Genomic DNA, 15723 nt, shown 5'->3' with positions numbered 1-15723 from the left:
GACTGATGGGATGATTCCCCTCAGCTTGGACGAAATCGCCTCGTTGGTCGGCGGGAAGGTCGTCGGCGACGGCTCGGTGACCGTGAACGCGCCGGCAGTGATCGACGGCCGCGAGGCAGACCCGGGCGGCCTCTTCGTCGCGTTCGCGGGTGAGCACACCGACGGCCACGAGTACGCACCACAGGCCGCCGAGGCCGGCGCAGCCGCCGTGCTCGGCTCCCGCCCGACGGCGCTCCCGACGGTCGTCGTCGACGACGCGCAGGCCGCGCTGCAGCGCCTGGCCGCCCACGTCGTCGCGCTGCTGCGCGACGGCATGACCGTCGTCGCGGTCACCGGCTCCCAGGGCAAGACCAGCACGAAGGACATGATCGAGGCGGTGCTGGCGAGCGCGGCCCCGACCGTCGCGACCTCCGGCTCGTTCAACAACGAGCTCGGCGTACCGCTCACCATGCTGCGCGCCGATGCCACGACGAGGTTCCTCGTCCTCGAGATGGGGGCCCGGCACATCGGCGACATCGCCGAGCTGACCGGCCTGGTCGCGCCGGACATCGCCGTCGTGACCAACGTCGGCCAGGCCCACCTGGGCGAGTTCGGGTCGCGCGAGGCGATCGCTGTGGCCAAGAGCGAGCTGGTGCGGGGGCTGGTGACCGGCGGCACGGCGGTGCTCCATGCCGACGACCCGCGGGTGCTCGCGATGGGCGAGCTCACCGACGGTCCGGTGCTGGCCTTCGGCGCCGGCGAGCGGGCGAGCGTCCGCGTGCGCGACCTCGTCCTGGACCGGCTCGGCCGGCCCACCTTCACCCTTCAGCATGCGGGCGCCGAGGCCGTCGTCAGGCTTCCGTTCGTCGGTGCCCATTGGACGCTCAACGCCGCGGCCGCCGCTGCGGCCGGGCTGGCCGCCGGCGTCCCGCTCGAGCAGGCCGCGACCGCGCTGAACACCGCTTCGATCTCGAAGTGGCGCATGGAGCTGCGCGCCCTCGCCAGCGGTGCGACCCTCCTCAACGACTCCTACAACGCCAACCCCGAGTCCACCCGTGCCGGGCTGGACGCGCTCGCCTCGATCGATGCCAAGCGCCGTATCGCCGTGCTCGGAGAGATGCTCGAGCTCGGCGAGACGAGCCGCGACGCGCACCACGAGATCGGGACGTACGCCGCCACTCGGGCGGACCTGGTCCTCACCGTCGGCGAGGCGGCCGCCGTGATCGCGGAGGGAGCGGGGCAGCGGGCGGTGGCGCTGTCCGACATCGCCGCCGCGATCGACTGGCTGCGCAGCCGCCTCGCGCCCGGCGACGTCGTTCTGGTCAAGGCCTCACGCGGAGCCCGCCTCGACCAGGTCGCCGCGGCGCTGGTCTGAGGTCGGCGGAACGGTTCGCCGGCGGCGCCACCACGGCCACGACAGGATCGCGGCGGCGGTGGCGCCGCCCGCGTTGAGGATGACGTCGTCGACGGAGGAGACCCGGCCGAGCGGCAGCAGGTGCTGCAGGGCCTCGATCGACACCGAGGCCGCGCCCGCCAGGATCAGGACGCGCCACACCGAGCGGAGCGCCGGGAAGCGGATGGGGCCGAAGAAGCCGAGCGCGGCGAAGATCAGCAGGTTGCCGATCAGCCCGATGGGGCCCATGGTCGACATGTCCTCGAAGGGCACCAGGCTCACGTTGCCCGCCAGGATGCCGTTGCTGCCGGGCAACAGGGTCAGCAGCACACCCGGCACCGTGCCGTAGACGATGGCGACCTCCGCCAGCGAGTGACGCCATGCCCGTGGCCAGGCCACCCCGAAGACCCGGCGCAGCACCGCCAGCACCGGCACCGCCAGCACGGCCACCGGAAACGCCAGCATGGTCAGCACCACGACGCCGGTCTCCGTCAGCGAGCCTGATTCGTTCACGATCATCCCAGGTTCCCTTCCTTGATCTTCCTGACCGACCCCTTCATCGCCCCCGCCGCCTCATGTAGAGGTCGAAGGCCCGGTAGACGATCGGCCGCAGCGGCAGGTCCCACTCGCCGACGTACCTCACCGCCTGCCCGCCGGTGCCGACCTTGAACTGGATCAGGCCGACGTGGGCGTCGTCGGCGGACAGCGTGGGAGTGATCCCGCGCAGGTCGTAGACGTCGCAGCCGGCGGCCAGCGAGTCGCGGATCATCGCCCACTGGCAGGCGTTGGAGCCGCGTACGTCCCGCTTCTCCGTGGACGAGGCGCCGTAGACGTACCAGGCGTGGGCGCCGACGCGGACGTAGATCGTCGCGGCGACCAGGTCGCCGTCGTGACGGGCCAGGTAGAGCTTGATGCGCTCCGGGTCCTCGGCGGCGAGCGCCGCGAACATCTTCTCGAAGTAGGCCAGCGGTCGTGGCGTGAATCCGTCACGCTCGGCGGTGTGGACGTACAGGTCGTGGAACGCCTTGAGGTCCTCGCCGCCGGCGGAGGTGGTGACCTCCACGCCGGCCTTGGCGGCCTTCTTGATGTTGCGTCGCCAGAGCTGGTTCATCCCGGCGAGCACCTCGTCCTCGGACTGGGCGGTCCCGTCGGGGTGGCGCAGCGGGATCTCGTACGTGAACTGCGGCTGCCCCGCCCCGAACCCGTCCTCGGGGTTCTGCGGGATCCAGCCCGAGTCGCGCAGATAGCGGGTCACCTCGGCGCCGACCGGGTCAGACCGGCCGGGGACGTCGGTGAGCCGTCCCACCTCGGGGTCGGCGATGCCCTCCTTGACCTGCGCGGCGCTCCAGGTGTCGGTGGGCACCGGGGGAGCGACCCGGATCGCGAACGCGCCCTGCGAGCGTAGGTAGGAGACCAGCGGCGGGAACCAGACGGTCAGCCCGCCGGCCCAGTCGATGTCGGGGCCCCATGGCAGGTACGCCAGCGTGTAGCCCAGCCGCGGCACCGGCCGGTGCAGCACCAGCCCGGTCCCGGCGAGCCGGTCGCCGGCGTACCAACCCAGCGACTCGCTGCGCCACTCGGTCTTCACGTCGGCCCAGGCGGGGGTCTGCAGGAAGCTGACCGACCGCCGCGACCGGACATGGTCGAGGTGCTCGGCGGGGCTGATCGGTCGGACAGTGAAGGTCACCGTGCCAGTCAACCCGCGAGGATGTCGTCAGGGCGTATGGCATTTCGGATACGTCGGCGATATGTCATCGACCTAGGATCAGGGCATGCGGGTGCTGGTGGTCGAGGACGAGCCGTTGATGGCTGGAGCGATCCGGGACGGGTTGCGGCTGGAGGCGATCGCCGCCGACATCGCCGGTGACGGCGACACGGCGCTGGAGCTGTTGAGCATCAACGCCTACGACATCGCCGTGCTCGACCGCGACATCCCCGGGCCCTCGGGGGACGAGGTCGCCAAGCGCATCGTCGCCTCCGGCACCGGGATGCCGATCCTGATGCTCACCGCGGCCGACCGCCTCGACGACAAGGCCTCCGGCTTCGAGCTCGGCGCCGACGACTACCTGACCAAGCCGTTCGAGCTGCGTGAGCTGGTGCTGCGGCTGCGGGCGCTCGACCGGCGCCGGGCCTACAACCGGCCGCCGGTGCGGGAGATCGCCGGCCTGCGGGTCGACCCGTTCCGACGCGAGGTCTACCGCGACGGCCGCTACGTGGCGCTGACCCGCAAGCAGTTCGCGGTGCTCGAGGTCCTCGCCGCCGCGGAGGGCGGCGTGGTCAGCGCCGAGGAGCTGCTCGAGCGGGCCTGGGACGAGAACGCCGACCCGTTCACCAATGCCGTACGCATCACCGTCTCCGCGCTGCGCAAGCGGCTCGGCGAGCCGGCGATCATCGCGACCGTGCCGGGTGTCGGATACCGGATCGATGTCGATTCCTAGACGTCCGGGGATGAGCGTCAGGCTCAAGCTGACGCTCAGCTACGCCGGGGTCATCGTGGTCACCGGTGTGCTGATGCTCGCGGTGGTGTGGGTCTTCCTGCTGCGCTACGTCCCTGACGGCGTGTGGCTGGAGTGGCCGCAGGAGCCGGGGAGACCGAGTGCGCCCTTCGTCCCGAACCGCTCGGACCTGGAGCGTGCCTTCGCCCCGCGGGCGGCCACGATGATGGGCTTCCTGGTCGTCTTCGGGCTGGTCGGAGGCTGGATCCTGGCGGGTCGGATGCTGGCGCCGCTGCGGAAGATCACCGAGGCCACGCGTACGGCCGCGGGCGGCTCGCTCTCGCACCGGATCGAGCTCGAGGGCCCCGGAGACGAGTTCCGTGAGCTCGCCGACGGCTTCGACGACATGCTCGCGAAGCTCGAGTCGCAGGTCGCCGAGCAGCAGCGGTTCGCGGCCAACGCCTCCCACGAGCTGCGCACGCCGCTCGCGATCACCCAGACGCTCCTCGACGTGGCGAGCAAGGACCCGAACCGCGACGTCGACGAGCTCCTCGGCCGGCTGCGCCTGATCAACTCCCGCGCGATCGACCTCACCGAGGCCCTGCTCGTGCTCAGCCGCGCCGACCAGCGCTCCTTCGTCCGGGAGCCGGTCGACCTGTCGCTGGTCGCGGAGGAGGCGGTCGAGACGCTGCTGCCCCTGGCCGAGCAGCGAAGCGTGCGGATCGAGACCTCCGGGGACCAGGCGTCGGTCATCGGCTCGCCGGCGCTGCTGCTGCAGGTCGCGACCAACCTGATCCACAACGCGATCGTGCACAACCTGCCCGAGGACGGGTCGGTGTCGGTCACCATCGCCGCCAACGAGCGGAGCGTGGTCCTCACCGTCGCCAACACCGGCGAGGAGCTCTCCCGCGAGCTCGTCGCCACGCTCACCGAGCCGTTCCAGCGAGGCACCCAGCGCATCCACGGCGACCACGCCGGCGTCGGCCTGGGCCTGGCGATCGTCAAGAGCATCACCCGGGCCCACGACGGCAACCTCGCCGTCCTGGCCCGTTCCGGCGGTGGGCTCCGGGTCTCGGTCGAGCTGCCCAGGGCTTCCTGAGCCACCGGTCAGCGCGATGTGGCTCCCGTGCGCAGCAGATCGAGGGTGCGCGGCTCGATCAGGGTGGAGAGGGTGACCACGCTGGTCGACCGGACGACGGCGTGGGACTGGTCGATGCGGACGAGCACCTCCTGGAGCTTTGCGTGCGACCCGGTCGCCACCTTGCAGAAGACGTCGAAGGAGCCCGTGGTGACGTACGCCTCCAGCACCTCGGGGATCTCGGCGAGGTCGCGACGTACGTCCTCGAGGGCTCCCTGGGAGATCTCCAGGGTGACGAACGCCTGCACCGTGTGGCCGGCGGCGGACGGGTCGATCGTCGGTGCCCAGTCGCGGATCACGCCGGCCTCGGTCATCTTGCGCAGCCGGCTCTGCACGGTGGCGCGGGCGACGCCGGCGACCCGGGAGAGCTCGAGGTCGCCGACTCGCGGGTGCGCGTGCAGGGTCTCCAGCAGGGTGACGTCGAGGTCATCGAGGTTCATGGCTCGATGGTAGTCAGATTGCCTAGTAAAGTGTGGTTGAGGCTGGTCCGATCTGACAGATTGACCAGTGCTCGGTGGTCAACTTGTTTGGTGTGACTCGGCCCACTTGACTTGCCCGCATGACGCTTGCAGACACCCTGACCAACCAAGAGAAGCTCGCCGGACTCGGGCTGGCCGAGCTGGAGCAGCTCGTCGGCCTGGTGGCCTACGACGACACCTCCGACCCCTTCCCGGTCACCGGCTGGGACGCGGTCGTGTGGGCTGTCGGCAACGCCACCCAGACCGCCCACTTCTTCCAGAGCGCCTTCGGCATGGAGCTGGTCGCCTACTCCGGTCCCGAGACCGGCAACCGCGACCACCACTCCTACGTGCTGCGCAGCGGGGGAGTGCGGTTCGTGATCAAGGGCGGCGTCGCGCCCGGGAGCGAGATCATCGCCCACCACGCCCGCCACGGTGACGGCGTCATCGACATCGCCCTCGAGGTGCCCGACGTCGACCGCTGCATCGAGCACGCCCGCAAGCAGGGCGCCCGCGTCCTGGAGGAGCCCCACGACGTGAGCGACGAGCACGGCACCGTACGCGTCGCCGCCATCGCCACCTACGGCGAGACCCGCCACACGCTGGTCGACCGGTCCGGTTACGACGGCCCCTACCTGCCCGGCTACGTCACCCGCACCTCGACGCTGAAGAAGCCCGAGGGCGCCCCCAAGCGCCTCTTCCAGGCCCTCGACCACGTCGTCGGCAACGTCGAGCTCGGCAAGATGGACGAGTGGGTCGACTTCTACGGTCGCGTCATGGGCTTCACCAACATGGCCGAGTTCATCGGCGACGACATCGCCACCGACTACTCCGCGCTGATGTCGAAGGTCGTGGCCAACGGCAACCACCGGGTGAAGTTCCCGCTCAACGAGCCGGCCATCGCCAAGAAGAAGTCGCAGATCGACGAGTACCTGGAGTTCTACCAGGGCCCCGGCGCCCAGCACCTCGCGCTGGCCACCGGCGACATCCTGGCCACCGTCGACGCGCTGCGCGACGCCGGGATCGAGTTCCTCAACACCCCCGACTCCTACTACGAGGACCCCGAGCTGCGCGCCCGGATCGGTGAGGTACGCGTGCCGATCGAGGAGCTGCAGAAGCGCGGCATCCTGGTCGACCGCGACGAGGACGGCTACCTGCTGCAGATCTTCACCAAGCCGATCGGCGACCGCCCCACGGTCTTCTTCGAGCTGATCGAGCGCCACGGCTCCCTCGGCTTCGGCAAGGGCAACTTCAAGGCCCTCTTCGAGGCCATCGAGCGCGAGCAGGAGCGCCGCGGCAACTTCTGACGGGAGTCCCGCCGAGTCGGCTCATCCTGACCGGTTTCCACGCCGAGTCGGCGCGTCTTGACGCGCCGACTCGGCGGCTTTTCTGGTCAGGACGAGCCGACTCGACCGACGGTGCTGCTGGTCAGCCGGCCTGGCTGGCGAGGCGGACCGGGGCGTTGCCGGCGCCGTAGCCGTCGTAGCGATCCCGCCGCTCGACGAGCTCGAAGAAGACCTCGCCGACGGTCTCGGTGTAGCAGTGCAGGTACTCGCCGTCGGCGTCGCGGTCGTAGAGGAGATCGAGGTCGCGCAGGGTGGCCACGAGGTCGTCGGGCAGGCCGAAGCGGGCGACGAGGTCGTCGTAGTAGTTGCCCGGCACCTTCAGCGGCCGCAGCCCGCGCTCGCGGGCGGCCGCGACGACGCCGATGATGTCGGGGCAGGCGAGCGCGATGTGCTGTGCCTGGCCCTGCTGCCCGGTCGGGAGCAGGTTGAGCGGAAGGCGTACGCCCCCGGCCGGTGAGCTCATCACCTGGCTGCGGACGAGACCGGACGGACCAGCGACCTCCTGGGTCGGCTGAGGCGTCAGTGACAGGACGCTGGTGTAGAAGAGGACCGCCTCGTCGAAGCTGTGCCAGGGCTGGACCAGGTTGACGTGGTCGATCCGGGCGCCGCGGCCGGACCTCGACACGCCGCCGTCGAACTCGCCGATCCAGTCCTCCGCGTGCGAGAGGAAGACCTCGGTGCCGTCGGGGGAGGTGAACGCCCGCAGGGCCTGCTCGCCGGCGTACGTCCGGCGGTGGACCGGCGGCGCCATCAGCCGGGCGGCGCGCTCGGCGGCCGGGTCCGAGTCGGCGACGTCGAAGCCGACGGCCGCGATGCGCGGCTCGGGGGAGGCGCTGGGCACGTCGTTGCACACGACGCGCGCCGCGCCCCAGGTCCACAGGCGCACCTGCTTGCTGCGGTGGCGGCCGCCGAAGTCGAAGCCGAGCTGCTCGAGGAGCACCTCGACGCCGGAGGTGTCCGGTGCCTTGATCTCGACGAAGTCGAAGGCCTCGGGCGCGGCCACCTGGGGCAGGCGGGGGAGCGGGCGCACGTCGCCGCCGGCCTCGTCGCCGAGCAGGTCGGCGGTGCGGTCGGCGAGCCAGCGCAGCGAGCGCTGGGCCTGGCGGGCGGTGCGTACCGGATCGGTCTGGCGGAAGGTGTCGTTGAAGACCTCCAGCGACAGCGGGCCGTCATAGCCAGCGCGCAGCACGTGACCGAGGAAGGCCGGCAGGTCGAAGCTGCCCTCGCTGGGGAAGAGCCGGTGGTGACGGCTCCAGGAGAGCACGTCCATGCTGAGCGCCGGAGCGTCGGCGAGCTGCAGGAAGAAGATCTTCTCGGCCGGGATCTCCTCGATCTGCTTGGGGTCGTGGCCGCGGGAGAGGATGTGGAAGCTGTCCAGGCAGATCCCGACGTTGGGGTGGTCGGCGAGCTCGACGATGCGCCACGAGCGCCGGTAGTCGTCGACGAACCGCCCCCAGGCGAGCGCCTCGTAGGCGAGTCGGATGTCGTACGTCGCAGCCAGATCACCCAGTCGCCGCAGCTGTCCCGCGGAGACCTCGTCGTCGTCGACGGTCGCGGTGCCGACGTTGCTGCAGACCAGCATCAGGTCGATGCCGAGCCGGTTCATCAGCCGGAACTTCGCCTCGGCGCGGTGCAGCACGTCGCCGAAGGTGGTCTCGTCGACTCCCTCGGCGTCGCGGAATGGCTGGTAGAGGTCGAGGGTGAGCCCGAGCCGGTCGGCGAGCGCCCGGATCTCCTCGGGGGACTGGGGTGCGGCGATGAGGTCGGGCTCGAAGATCTCGATCGCGTCGAAGCCGGCTTCGGCCGCGGCGTACATCTTCTGGACCAGTCCGCCGCTGAGGCAGACCGTGGCGATCGAGGTGCGCATGGTTCTCCGTTCGTCGCTAATGTACGAAACGGTACATACATTGTTCCGCGTTGGGAAGCCGGTCGTGCTCTAGGCTCGGGGCATGGTTCAGTCGCGTGATGCCGAACGCACCCGGTCCGAGCTGCTCGACGTCGCGACCGAGATCTTCTCGGAGCAGGGCTACTCGGGGGCCCGGGTCGACGAGATCGCCGAGCGCACCCGCACCACGAAGCGGATGATCTACTACTACTTCGGTGGTAAGGAGGGGCTCTTCCTGGCTGTGCTCGAGGCCGCCTATCGCCGGATCCGAGAGCTCGAGCAGAGCCTGCACGCCGGTGATCTCGAGCCGGTCGATGCGATCCGTCGTATCGCCGAGCTCACCTTCGACCACCACGTCAACCATCCCGACTTCATCCGCCTCGTGTCCGTCGAGAACATCCACCGTGGCCGGCACCTGGAGAAGGTCGAGTCGCTGCGCGAGCTCGGCGCCCCGGCCGCCACCGTCCTCGACGAGGTCCTCGCCCGCGGTCGCGCCTCCGGTGAGCTGCGCGCCGACGTCGACGCCATCGACGTGCACATGATGATCAGCTCCTACTGCGTCTTCCAGGTCGCCAACAGCGCAACCTTCGGCTACCTCTTCGGCCGCGACATGCTCGCTCCCGACGTGCGGGAGCGCCATCGCCGCATCCTGGGCGACATCGTCGTCGGCTGGCTCACCGCTCGCTGACGCACACCCCTCAAGAGCCCGTCCCCGCGCCGCGGCGACGGGCTCTTTGCTGTGCGGGGGTTGACGACGCGGGGCCGGATGTGATCCCCTTCACTCTTGTAACGTACTAGTTCGTACATTAAGGATCGCCTAGATGAAGTCTTCGTTTCTTGTCGGCCTGATCGGCGCGGGCGTCGGACCCTCGCTGAGTCCGGCGCTGCACATGCGCGAAGGGTTCGAGCACGGGTTGTCGTACGTCTACAAGACGCTCGACATCACCGAGCTGGGGATCCCGGCCGAAGGCGTGGGCGACCTGGTGAGGGAGGCGCGGCGACTCGGGTTCGACGCGCTCAACATCACCCACCCGTGCAAGGAGCTCGTCATCGAGCACCTCGACCGGCTCGACGAGACCGCGGCCCGGCTCGGTGCGGTCAACACCGTCGTCTTCACCGACGAGGGCGCGGTCGGCTACAACACCGACACGACTGGCTTCGGCCACGCGCTGCGTACCGAGATGCCGGGCGCCCCGCTCGGCACCGTCGTGCAGCTCGGCGCGGGAGGGGCGGGCTCGGCCGTCGCTCACGCACTCGTGAGCCAGGGCGTCGACAACCTGGTCATCGCCGACATGGACCTCGACCGGGCCCAGGCGCGGGTCGAGGAGATCCGGCGTCACCACCCGGAGAGCACCGTCGAGGCGAGCCACGTCGACAAGCTGCCGGCGCTCCTGCCCGACGCCGACGGACTGGTCAACTGCACCCCGGTCGGCATGGCCGACCACCCCGGTACGCCGCTGGAGACGAGCCTCCTGCGTCCCGAGCTGTGGGTGGCGGACATCGTCTACCGGCCTCTGGACACCGCGCTGCTGCAGGCGGCGCGTGAGGCCGGCTGCCGGACGCTGCACGGAGGCCACATGGCGGTCTACCAGGCCGTCGACGCCTTCCGGCTGATCACCGGCATCGAACCCGATGCCGAGCGGATGCTCGCCCACCTGCGCGAGCTGGCCGCGGCCGGCTGACCCCCAGAGATTCGAAGAGCCAGAAAACACCACCCCCCACCCGTCCGCGGTCAGGAACCGCGGGCCTACCCGAGGAGGACCCGATGGCGGGACCTGACACCGAGAACCAAGAAGGCAAGACCCCGGTACGGGCTGCGCTGGCCAGCTTCATGGGCAGCGCCGTCGAGTACTACGACTTCTTCGTCTTCGGCTCTGCTGCGGCGCTGATCTTTCCGCACGTCTTCTTCCCCAGCACCGGCGACGCCGCGCTGGTGATGTCGTTCGCGACGTTCGCCTTCGCGTACGTCGCCCGCCCGGTCGGCGCGGTCTTCGTCGGGCACTTCGGTGACCGGATCGGCCGCCGGAAGGTGCTGCTGTTCACCCTCCTGCTGATGGGTGGCGGCACGTTCCTGATCGGCTGTCTGCCGACGTACGACCAGGCCGGCTGGATCGCGCCCGCGCTGCTGGTCTTCTGCCGGCTGCTCCAGGGGCTCTCGGCCGCGGGCGAGCAGGCCGGCGCCAGCTCGCTCACGCTCGAGCACGCCCCCGACGACAAGCGCTCCTTCTACACGTCCTGGACGCTCACCGGCACCCAGGGCGGTCAGATCCTGGCCGCGCTCGTCTTCATCCCGGTCGTGGCGCTGCCCGACGACATCAAGTACGGCATCGGCTGGCGGATCCCGTTCTGGCTCTCCGCGATCGTGGTCGTGGTGGCCTTCTTCATCCGCAGCCGCCTCAACGAGACCCCGGAGTTCGAGGAGGCCAAGGCCAACAACGAGGTCGCGAAGCTGCCCCTCGCGGTGCTGCTGCGTGACCACTGGGTCGACGTGCTGCGCGTCATCTGCTGCGCCTTCATCGCGGCCGTCTCCACCGTCTTCGGTAACCTGGCCATCGCCTACGGTGTCGAGGTCGGCATGGTCGACTCGATCACGCTGTGGCTGGTCGTCGCGGCCAACGTCGTCGCGCTGTTCACCCAGCCGATGTTCGGCCGGCTCGCGGACCGGATCGGGCGCAAGCCCGTCTTCATCTACGGCGCCGTGGCCAGTGCGGTGATGATGCCCTTCTACCTGCTCTCGATGAGCCAGGGCAACGAGCTGCTCGTCTTCGCGCTCGCGATCGTCACCTTCTCCTTCGGCTATGCGGCCGCGAACGCGACCTGGCCGTCGTTCTACGGCGAGATGTTCTCGACCCCGGTGCGCTTCTCCGGCGTCGCGATCGGCACCCAGATCGGCTTCATGCTGGCCGGGTTCACCCCGTCGATCGTCACCGCTCTGGGTGGCGTGCAGGAGGGTGGCTGGGTCGTCACCGCGGGCTACACGGCGGTCGTCTGCCTCGTCGCGTCGGTCGCGGCCCTGACCGCCCGCGAGACCAAGGACGTACGCACCGCCGACCTCGGCCTGCGGCCGACCCGGTCACCGCAGGGCGCGGCGGCCTGACACTGATCCCCGCCGAGTCGGCGCGTCATGACGCGCCGACTCGGCGGGTTTTCTGGTCAGGACGAGCCGACTCGGCGGGTTTGAGTCGGCGGGCGGGTCATCGCCCGCGGCGGTGGCGGTTGCGGCGGCGTACGACGTCCTTCAGGTCGGCGACCGGGCCCAGGTGACCCAGCTTCTCGGGGTTGGTGACCGACCGGATCCGCTGGATCTGGCCGTCGAGGATGTCGAGGGTCCAGGTGCCGAGGATGGCGCCGTCGGCGTCGTGCAGGATGGCGCCCGGCTCGCCGTTGAGCTCGCGCTGCTCCAGGCGGGCACCGATGGCGAGCAGCGGCGGCACGGCCGCGACCAGGATGCGCGCGGCCTTCTCCGCGCCGAACCGACCGCCGACGCCACCGGCGACACCGCCACCGTCGTTGACCGTCTCCACATCGGCCGCCAGCAGCGCCTGGAGCCGGTCGACGTCACCGTCGCGCAGTGCCTCGAAGAACCGGCTGGAGAGCTCGGCGCGCTTGCGCCGGTCGGCCTCGAACCGTGGCTTGCCCTCGTCCATGTGGCGCCGTGCCCGGGAGGCGAGTTGACGGCAGGCTGCCTCGGAACGGTCGACCGCGGTGGCGATGTCGGCGAAGCCGAAGTGGAAGACCTCGCGCAGCACGAAGACCGCCCGCTCTAGCGGGCTGAGCCGCTCGAGCAGCAGCAGCGCCGCCATCGACACCGAGTCGGCCAGCTCCGTCGCGCGTTCCGGGCTGGCGTAGAGGCCCGCATGCTCGTCGACGTGGGTGTCGGTCGGCAGCGGCTCGGGGAACCACGGCCCGACGTACGTCTCCCGCCGCACGCGCGCGGAGCGCAGCACGTCGAGGGAGATCCGGGTGACCACGGTCGACAGGTAGGCCTTGAGCGAGTCGGGCTCGGTCGAGGTCGCCTCCAGCCGGAGCCAGGTCTCTTGCACCGCGTCCTCCGCCTCGCTCACGCTGCCGAGGATCCGGTAGGCGATCGAGAACAGCAGTGGGCGCAGCTCCTCGAACTCGATCTCGGTCTCAGGTGTCATCAACAGATCCTCCTTGGTCCATCTTTGCCCCTAGGACGAGGCAGCGCCGGGGACTGTGACATGCAGCCCGGGCATGGCGCTGAATCGGGCCGTATGTCTGCCGTAAACGGTTCGACGCTGTGCCTGGAGCGCTGGAACGATGACGCCATGACCATCGGGGAAGTGTCGGGTTCCTGCACCGTGCGCCGGGTGCGCGCCGAGGAGTGGCGGAGCATCCGGGACCTGCGACTCGAAGCGCTGCGCGACCCGATCGCCCACCTCGCCTTCCTCGAGCGACTCGAGGATGCCCTCGCGCGGCCCGACAGCTATTGGCGAGATCAGGCGCAGAGGGCCGCCGCCGGCACCGCGGTGGGGAAGTTCGTCGCGGTCGACGAGCACGGCGAGCTCGCCGGGACGGTGACCGCGCTCATGACGGCGCCGGGCGAGCCCGACTACATCGGCGAGACGAGTCCCCTGCTGTGCGCCGCCATCGTGGGTGTCTACGTGCGACCGGCCCACCGCGGCGGTGGCGTCCTCCTTGCGCTTCTGTCGGAGACGGAGACGTGGCTACGCGACGTCGGCGTCGAGCAGGTGCGTCTCCACGTCAACGAGCACAACGTCCGCGCGCAAGGCGCCTACCGCAAGTGCGGGTACGTCGACACCGGTGTCCGGGTCGAGATGATCGACGGGGTCAATCACGAGATGGTTCGCGACCTTCGAGGCGGGCAGAGCGAACGCGGTCGCGACGTGCAGACCACGGCCTGATCGATTCGCCTAGCCGTTCGCGGTCAGGAAGGCGTCCAGATCCTCGAGGTCGTCGGTGTTGATGTGATCGACGCCGGCTGCGAGCAGCTCGGACCAGACCGCCTCACGCGCGGGGCCGTCGTTGTCCGGCGTCGCCCAGAAGCGCACCCGGTAGCCCTGGGCATGAGCGTGGTCAACGATCTCGTGGAGCTTGCGGCGCTCGGTCTCCGGCATCGGGCCGATGCCCTGCCAGGCGAAGACCTTGGTCCAGTTGTCGCTGACCAGCGGCATCAGCGAGGCCGGCATGCCGGAGTGGAGGTCGTTCATCCGGCCGTCGTAGAAGCTGAACCGCTCGGTCGCCCTCCGCATCGTCTCCAGCGGCCGGTCGCCACTGATGACCGCCTCGACCGGACCGTCCTTGACGATGCCGTTCTCATAGCGGGTGAAGAGCTCCTCGTAGTCTCCGAGCTCCTTCTCGATTGCAGCGTACGTCGCCTCGCCGGTGTTCTTGATGTCGATCAGGAGCTGGAAGGTGCCGTCGTAGCCGGGGTAGACGTCGCGTCCCTTGCCCTTGACGAGCTTCTTGAGCGGGGCGAGGTAGAGGCCTTCCAGCGTGCGCGCCGGGTCGAGATCCTCCGCGTCGTGCGCCACCAGGAGCTCGCCGTCGACCAGCCACACGTCGGCCTCGACGCTCGTGAAGCCGTGCTCCAGCGCGCCGAGCAGCGGACGCGCGTGCTCGTAGTCGTTGTGGGCATGCGCCTGCGCGTGCGGCGTACCGAGGTCGGCGGAGGGTCGCGCGGAGTCGGTCGAGCTCGCCGTGGCGGCGGTGGGGGAGAGGAACGCGGCCGCGGCGAGCACCGCGGTCAGCGACCGGACGAAGGTACGCATCAGGATCTCTTTCGGTGAGGGTGCCCCTCAACCTGGCCGAGCCACGTGATCCCGTGGCGACCGCCGTACGTCCCCTGCCTGAACTCCTTCCGAAGTGAGCCACCCCGACGGCGAGACTCACATGCTGGGCTCCCGGACCAGCGGCGTCACCGCTGCTGCCTGGACGCGTGCGGCGCGCGACCGATCCTTGAAGCCGATCGCGGATCCCGGGTGACGTGCCTCCATCCCCAGGGCCCAGATCGTGCTGCGGCAGACGAGCTCCTTCACCTTCGCCGCGGGCACGCCACGGAGGCGGGCACCCACGGCGGAGTCGTCGCGGCGGGCGAAGTTCACCAGGCCGAGACCGCGGCCGATGCTGATGCACTGACCCACGAAGCCGATGCTCACCGGCTTCGGCCTCGCGCCCGAGAGGCGCGCGAGCACCGTCTCGGCGGCCAGCGGCCCGAGCTGGTTGGCGGCCTGGCAGCTCATCCGGTACGCCATCCCCGACGGCGCCGCCGCGTCCCCGGTCGCGACGATCCGGTCGTCGTCGACGCTGGTCAGCGTCTCGTCGGTGACCAGCCGGCCGGCTTCGTCGGTGGACAGCCCGCTGCGGCGCGCCAGGTCCGGGGTGGTGAACCCGGCGGTCCAGATCGTCACCGAGCTGGTCAGCTCGCGGCCGTTGTCGAGGCGTACCCGGCCGTCCAGCACCTCCGACACCCGGGCGCCCTCGACGATGCCGACGCCGAGCCGCCGCAGAGCGCGCTCGGCATCGGCGCGGCCCTTCTCGTGCAGCCACGGACCGAGCCGGTCTCCGCAGATCAGAGCCACGTTCCGGCCTGCCTCGGCGAGCTCGGAGGAGACCTCGATGCCGGTCGGCCCGCCGCCGACGACGACCACCGGCGCGTCGGCCGGCGTCGCGTCGAGCACGGCCCGCAGTCGGGTCGACTCCTCGAAGGTGGCGATCCCGAAGGCGTGCTCCTCGGCCCCCGGCACCGACGTCGTACCGGTGCTGCCGACGGCGTAGACCAGATAGTCGTACCCCACCTCGCTCCCGTCCTCGAGAGCGACCGTCCGCGCTGCCGGCGAGATCGAGGACACGGTGCCGACGAGCAGCCGCACCCGCGGGCTGAGCACGTCGGCGTAGGCCACCACGGCGTCGTCGGACCCGGTGGCCAGCTGGTGGAGTCGGATCCGCTCCACGAAGTGGTCGCGCGGGTTGACGAGGGTGATCGTGACGTCGTCGCGCTTGGTGAGCCGGTTGGCGGCCATCACGCCGGCGTACCCACCGCCGACGACCACGACGCGTCTCCTGCTGATCGCTTCTTGGTTGCTCATACCCCAAGGACACCGGCCC

Annotated in this window: 15 protein-coding genes; 8 read left to right on the top strand and 7 right to left on the bottom strand. The window is 70.3% G+C overall.

What is annotated here, in order from left to right; all coding sequences use genetic code 11:
- Window positions 1-25 precede the first annotated feature (25 nt).
- The gene (locus tag ACW14X_RS03050; RefSeq protein ID WP_457164664.1) at window positions 26-1354 is read left to right on the top strand and encodes a UDP-N-acetylmuramoyl-tripeptide--D-alanyl-D-alanine ligase; all 1329 of its coding nucleotides are present in this window, start codon (window positions 26-28) and stop codon (window positions 1352-1354) included.
- Here the strand turns inward: ACW14X_RS03050 and ACW14X_RS03045 are convergent.
- A complete protein-coding gene (locus ACW14X_RS03045; protein ID WP_457164663.1) occupies window positions 1310-1891 on the bottom strand; it encodes a VanZ family protein in 582 nt (193 codons plus the stop codon). The genes ACW14X_RS03050 and ACW14X_RS03045 overlap by 45 nt on opposite strands.
- A 37-nt stretch (window positions 1892-1928) precedes the next feature.
- Window positions 1929-3059, bottom strand: a complete 1131-nt coding sequence (locus ACW14X_RS03040; RefSeq protein ID WP_457164662.1) for a lipid II:glycine glycyltransferase FemX — start codon at window positions 3057-3059, stop codon at window positions 1929-1931.
- A gap of 85 nt (window positions 3060-3144) precedes the next feature.
- On the opposite strand from ACW14X_RS03040, the gene ACW14X_RS03035 reads away from it, so the two are divergent.
- Entirely contained in the window at window positions 3145-3810 is a 666-nt protein-coding gene (locus ACW14X_RS03035) for a response regulator transcription factor (RefSeq protein ID WP_160024057.1), read from the top strand.
- A 10-nt stretch (window positions 3811-3820) separates the two neighbouring features.
- Window positions 3821-4906, top strand: a complete 1086-nt coding sequence (locus tag ACW14X_RS03030) for a sensor histidine kinase (protein WP_457164661.1) — start codon at window positions 3821-3823, stop codon at window positions 4904-4906.
- Window positions 4907-4914: 8 nt separating this feature from the next.
- On the opposite strand, the gene ACW14X_RS03025 is transcribed toward ACW14X_RS03030, so the two are convergent.
- Window positions 4915-5385, bottom strand: a complete 471-nt coding sequence (locus ACW14X_RS03025; protein WP_457164660.1) for an Lrp/AsnC family transcriptional regulator — start codon at window positions 5383-5385, stop codon at window positions 4915-4917.
- A gap of 119 nt (window positions 5386-5504) precedes the next feature.
- On the opposite strand from ACW14X_RS03025, the gene hppD reads away from it, so the two are divergent.
- Window positions 5505-6710, top strand: a complete 1206-nt coding sequence (gene hppD, locus ACW14X_RS03020; RefSeq protein WP_160024054.1) for a 4-hydroxyphenylpyruvate dioxygenase — start codon at window positions 5505-5507, stop codon at window positions 6708-6710.
- A gap of 121 nt (window positions 6711-6831) precedes the next feature.
- On the opposite strand, the gene ACW14X_RS03015 is transcribed toward hppD, so the two are convergent.
- On the bottom strand, window positions 6832-8616 hold the full coding sequence (locus tag ACW14X_RS03015) for a bifunctional sugar phosphate isomerase/epimerase/4-hydroxyphenylpyruvate dioxygenase family protein (RefSeq protein ID WP_457164659.1): 1785 nt from the start codon (window positions 8614-8616) through the stop codon (window positions 6832-6834).
- Window positions 8617-8698: 82 nt separating this feature from the next.
- Between ACW14X_RS03015 and ACW14X_RS03010 the strand changes: the two genes are divergently transcribed.
- From ACW14X_RS03010 to ACW14X_RS03000, 3 genes are all read left to right on the top strand, one after another.
- A complete protein-coding gene (locus ACW14X_RS03010; protein WP_160024052.1) occupies window positions 8699-9322 on the top strand; it encodes a TetR/AcrR family transcriptional regulator in 624 nt (207 codons plus the stop codon).
- Window positions 9323-9455: 133 nt separating this feature from the next.
- Complete coding sequence (locus ACW14X_RS03005) at window positions 9456-10316, top strand: shikimate dehydrogenase (protein ID WP_160024051.1); 861 nt, start codon at window positions 9456-9458, stop codon at window positions 10314-10316.
- 83 nt (window positions 10317-10399) lie between these two features.
- Window positions 10400-11731 carry an MFS transporter gene (locus tag ACW14X_RS03000; RefSeq protein ID WP_350720521.1) on the top strand — a complete coding sequence of 444 codons (1332 nt, stop codon included), beginning with the start codon at window positions 10400-10402 and terminating at the stop codon, window positions 11729-11731.
- A 97-nt stretch (window positions 11732-11828) separates the two neighbouring features.
- On the opposite strand, the gene ACW14X_RS02995 is transcribed toward ACW14X_RS03000, so the two are convergent.
- A complete protein-coding gene (locus ACW14X_RS02995; protein WP_350836972.1) occupies window positions 11829-12776 on the bottom strand; it encodes an RNA polymerase sigma-70 factor in 948 nt (315 codons plus the stop codon).
- Window positions 12777-12923: 147 nt separating this feature from the next.
- Here ACW14X_RS02995 and ACW14X_RS02990 point away from each other — a divergent pair, with 147 nt between their 5' ends.
- The gene (locus tag ACW14X_RS02990) at window positions 12924-13520 is read left to right on the top strand and encodes a GNAT family N-acetyltransferase (RefSeq protein ID WP_457164658.1); all 597 of its coding nucleotides are present in this window, start codon (window positions 12924-12926) and stop codon (window positions 13518-13520) included.
- 9 nt (window positions 13521-13529) lie between these two features.
- On the opposite strand, the gene ACW14X_RS02985 is transcribed toward ACW14X_RS02990, so the two are convergent.
- A complete protein-coding gene (locus tag ACW14X_RS02985) occupies window positions 13530-14387 on the bottom strand; it encodes a phosphatidylinositol-specific phospholipase C/glycerophosphodiester phosphodiesterase family protein (RefSeq protein ID WP_457164657.1) in 858 nt (285 codons plus the stop codon).
- A gap of 117 nt (window positions 14388-14504) precedes the next feature.
- Window positions 14505-15704, bottom strand: coding sequence for an NAD(P)/FAD-dependent oxidoreductase (locus ACW14X_RS02980; RefSeq protein ID WP_457164656.1), 1200 nt, complete (start codon window positions 15702-15704; stop codon window positions 14505-14507).
- Window positions 15705-15723 lie beyond the last annotated feature (19 nt).

Source organism: Nocardioides sp. YJ-D4 (assembly GCF_054031495.1).
The sequence above is the reverse complement of the archived record's forward strand: the minus strand, read 5'-3'. Positions and strand labels throughout refer to the sequence as shown.

What these genes read in the sequence shown, in the direction of transcription:
- hppD (WP_160024054.1), top strand. Translation starts at nt 5,505, where the DNA reads ATGACGCTTGCAGACACCCTGACCAACCAAGAGAAGCTCGCCGGACTC.
- ACW14X_RS03015 (WP_457164659.1), bottom strand. Translation starts at nt 8,616, where the DNA reads ATGCGCACCTCGATCGCCACGGTCTGCCTCAGCGGCGGACTGGTCCAG.
- ACW14X_RS03025 (WP_457164660.1), bottom strand. Translation starts at nt 5,385, where the DNA reads ATGAACCTCGATGACCTCGACGTCACCCTGCTGGAGACCCTGCACGCG.
- ACW14X_RS03005 (WP_160024051.1), top strand. Translation starts at nt 9,456, where the DNA reads ATGAAGTCTTCGTTTCTTGTCGGCCTGATCGGCGCGGGCGTCGGACCC.
- ACW14X_RS02990 (WP_457164658.1), top strand. Translation starts at nt 12,924, where the DNA reads ATGACCATCGGGGAAGTGTCGGGTTCCTGCACCGTGCGCCGGGTGCGC.
- ACW14X_RS02985 (WP_457164657.1), bottom strand. Translation starts at nt 14,387, where the DNA reads ATGCGTACCTTCGTCCGGTCGCTGACCGCGGTGCTCGCCGCGGCCGCG.
- ACW14X_RS03030 (WP_457164661.1), top strand. Translation starts at nt 3,821, where the DNA reads ATGAGCGTCAGGCTCAAGCTGACGCTCAGCTACGCCGGGGTCATCGTG.
- ACW14X_RS03035 (WP_160024057.1), top strand. Translation starts at nt 3,145, where the DNA reads ATGCGGGTGCTGGTGGTCGAGGACGAGCCGTTGATGGCTGGAGCGATC.
- ACW14X_RS03010 (WP_160024052.1), top strand. Translation starts at nt 8,699, where the DNA reads ATGGTTCAGTCGCGTGATGCCGAACGCACCCGGTCCGAGCTGCTCGAC.
- ACW14X_RS02980 (WP_457164656.1), bottom strand. Translation starts at nt 15,704, where the DNA reads ATGAGCAACCAAGAAGCGATCAGCAGGAGACGCGTCGTGGTCGTCGGC.
- ACW14X_RS02995 (WP_350836972.1), bottom strand. Translation starts at nt 12,776, where the DNA reads ATGACACCTGAGACCGAGATCGAGTTCGAGGAGCTGCGCCCACTGCTG.
- ACW14X_RS03000 (WP_350720521.1), top strand. Translation starts at nt 10,400, where the DNA reads ATGGCGGGACCTGACACCGAGAACCAAGAAGGCAAGACCCCGGTACGG.
- ACW14X_RS03045 (WP_457164663.1), bottom strand. Translation starts at nt 1,891, where the DNA reads ATGATCGTGAACGAATCAGGCTCGCTGACGGAGACCGGCGTCGTGGTG.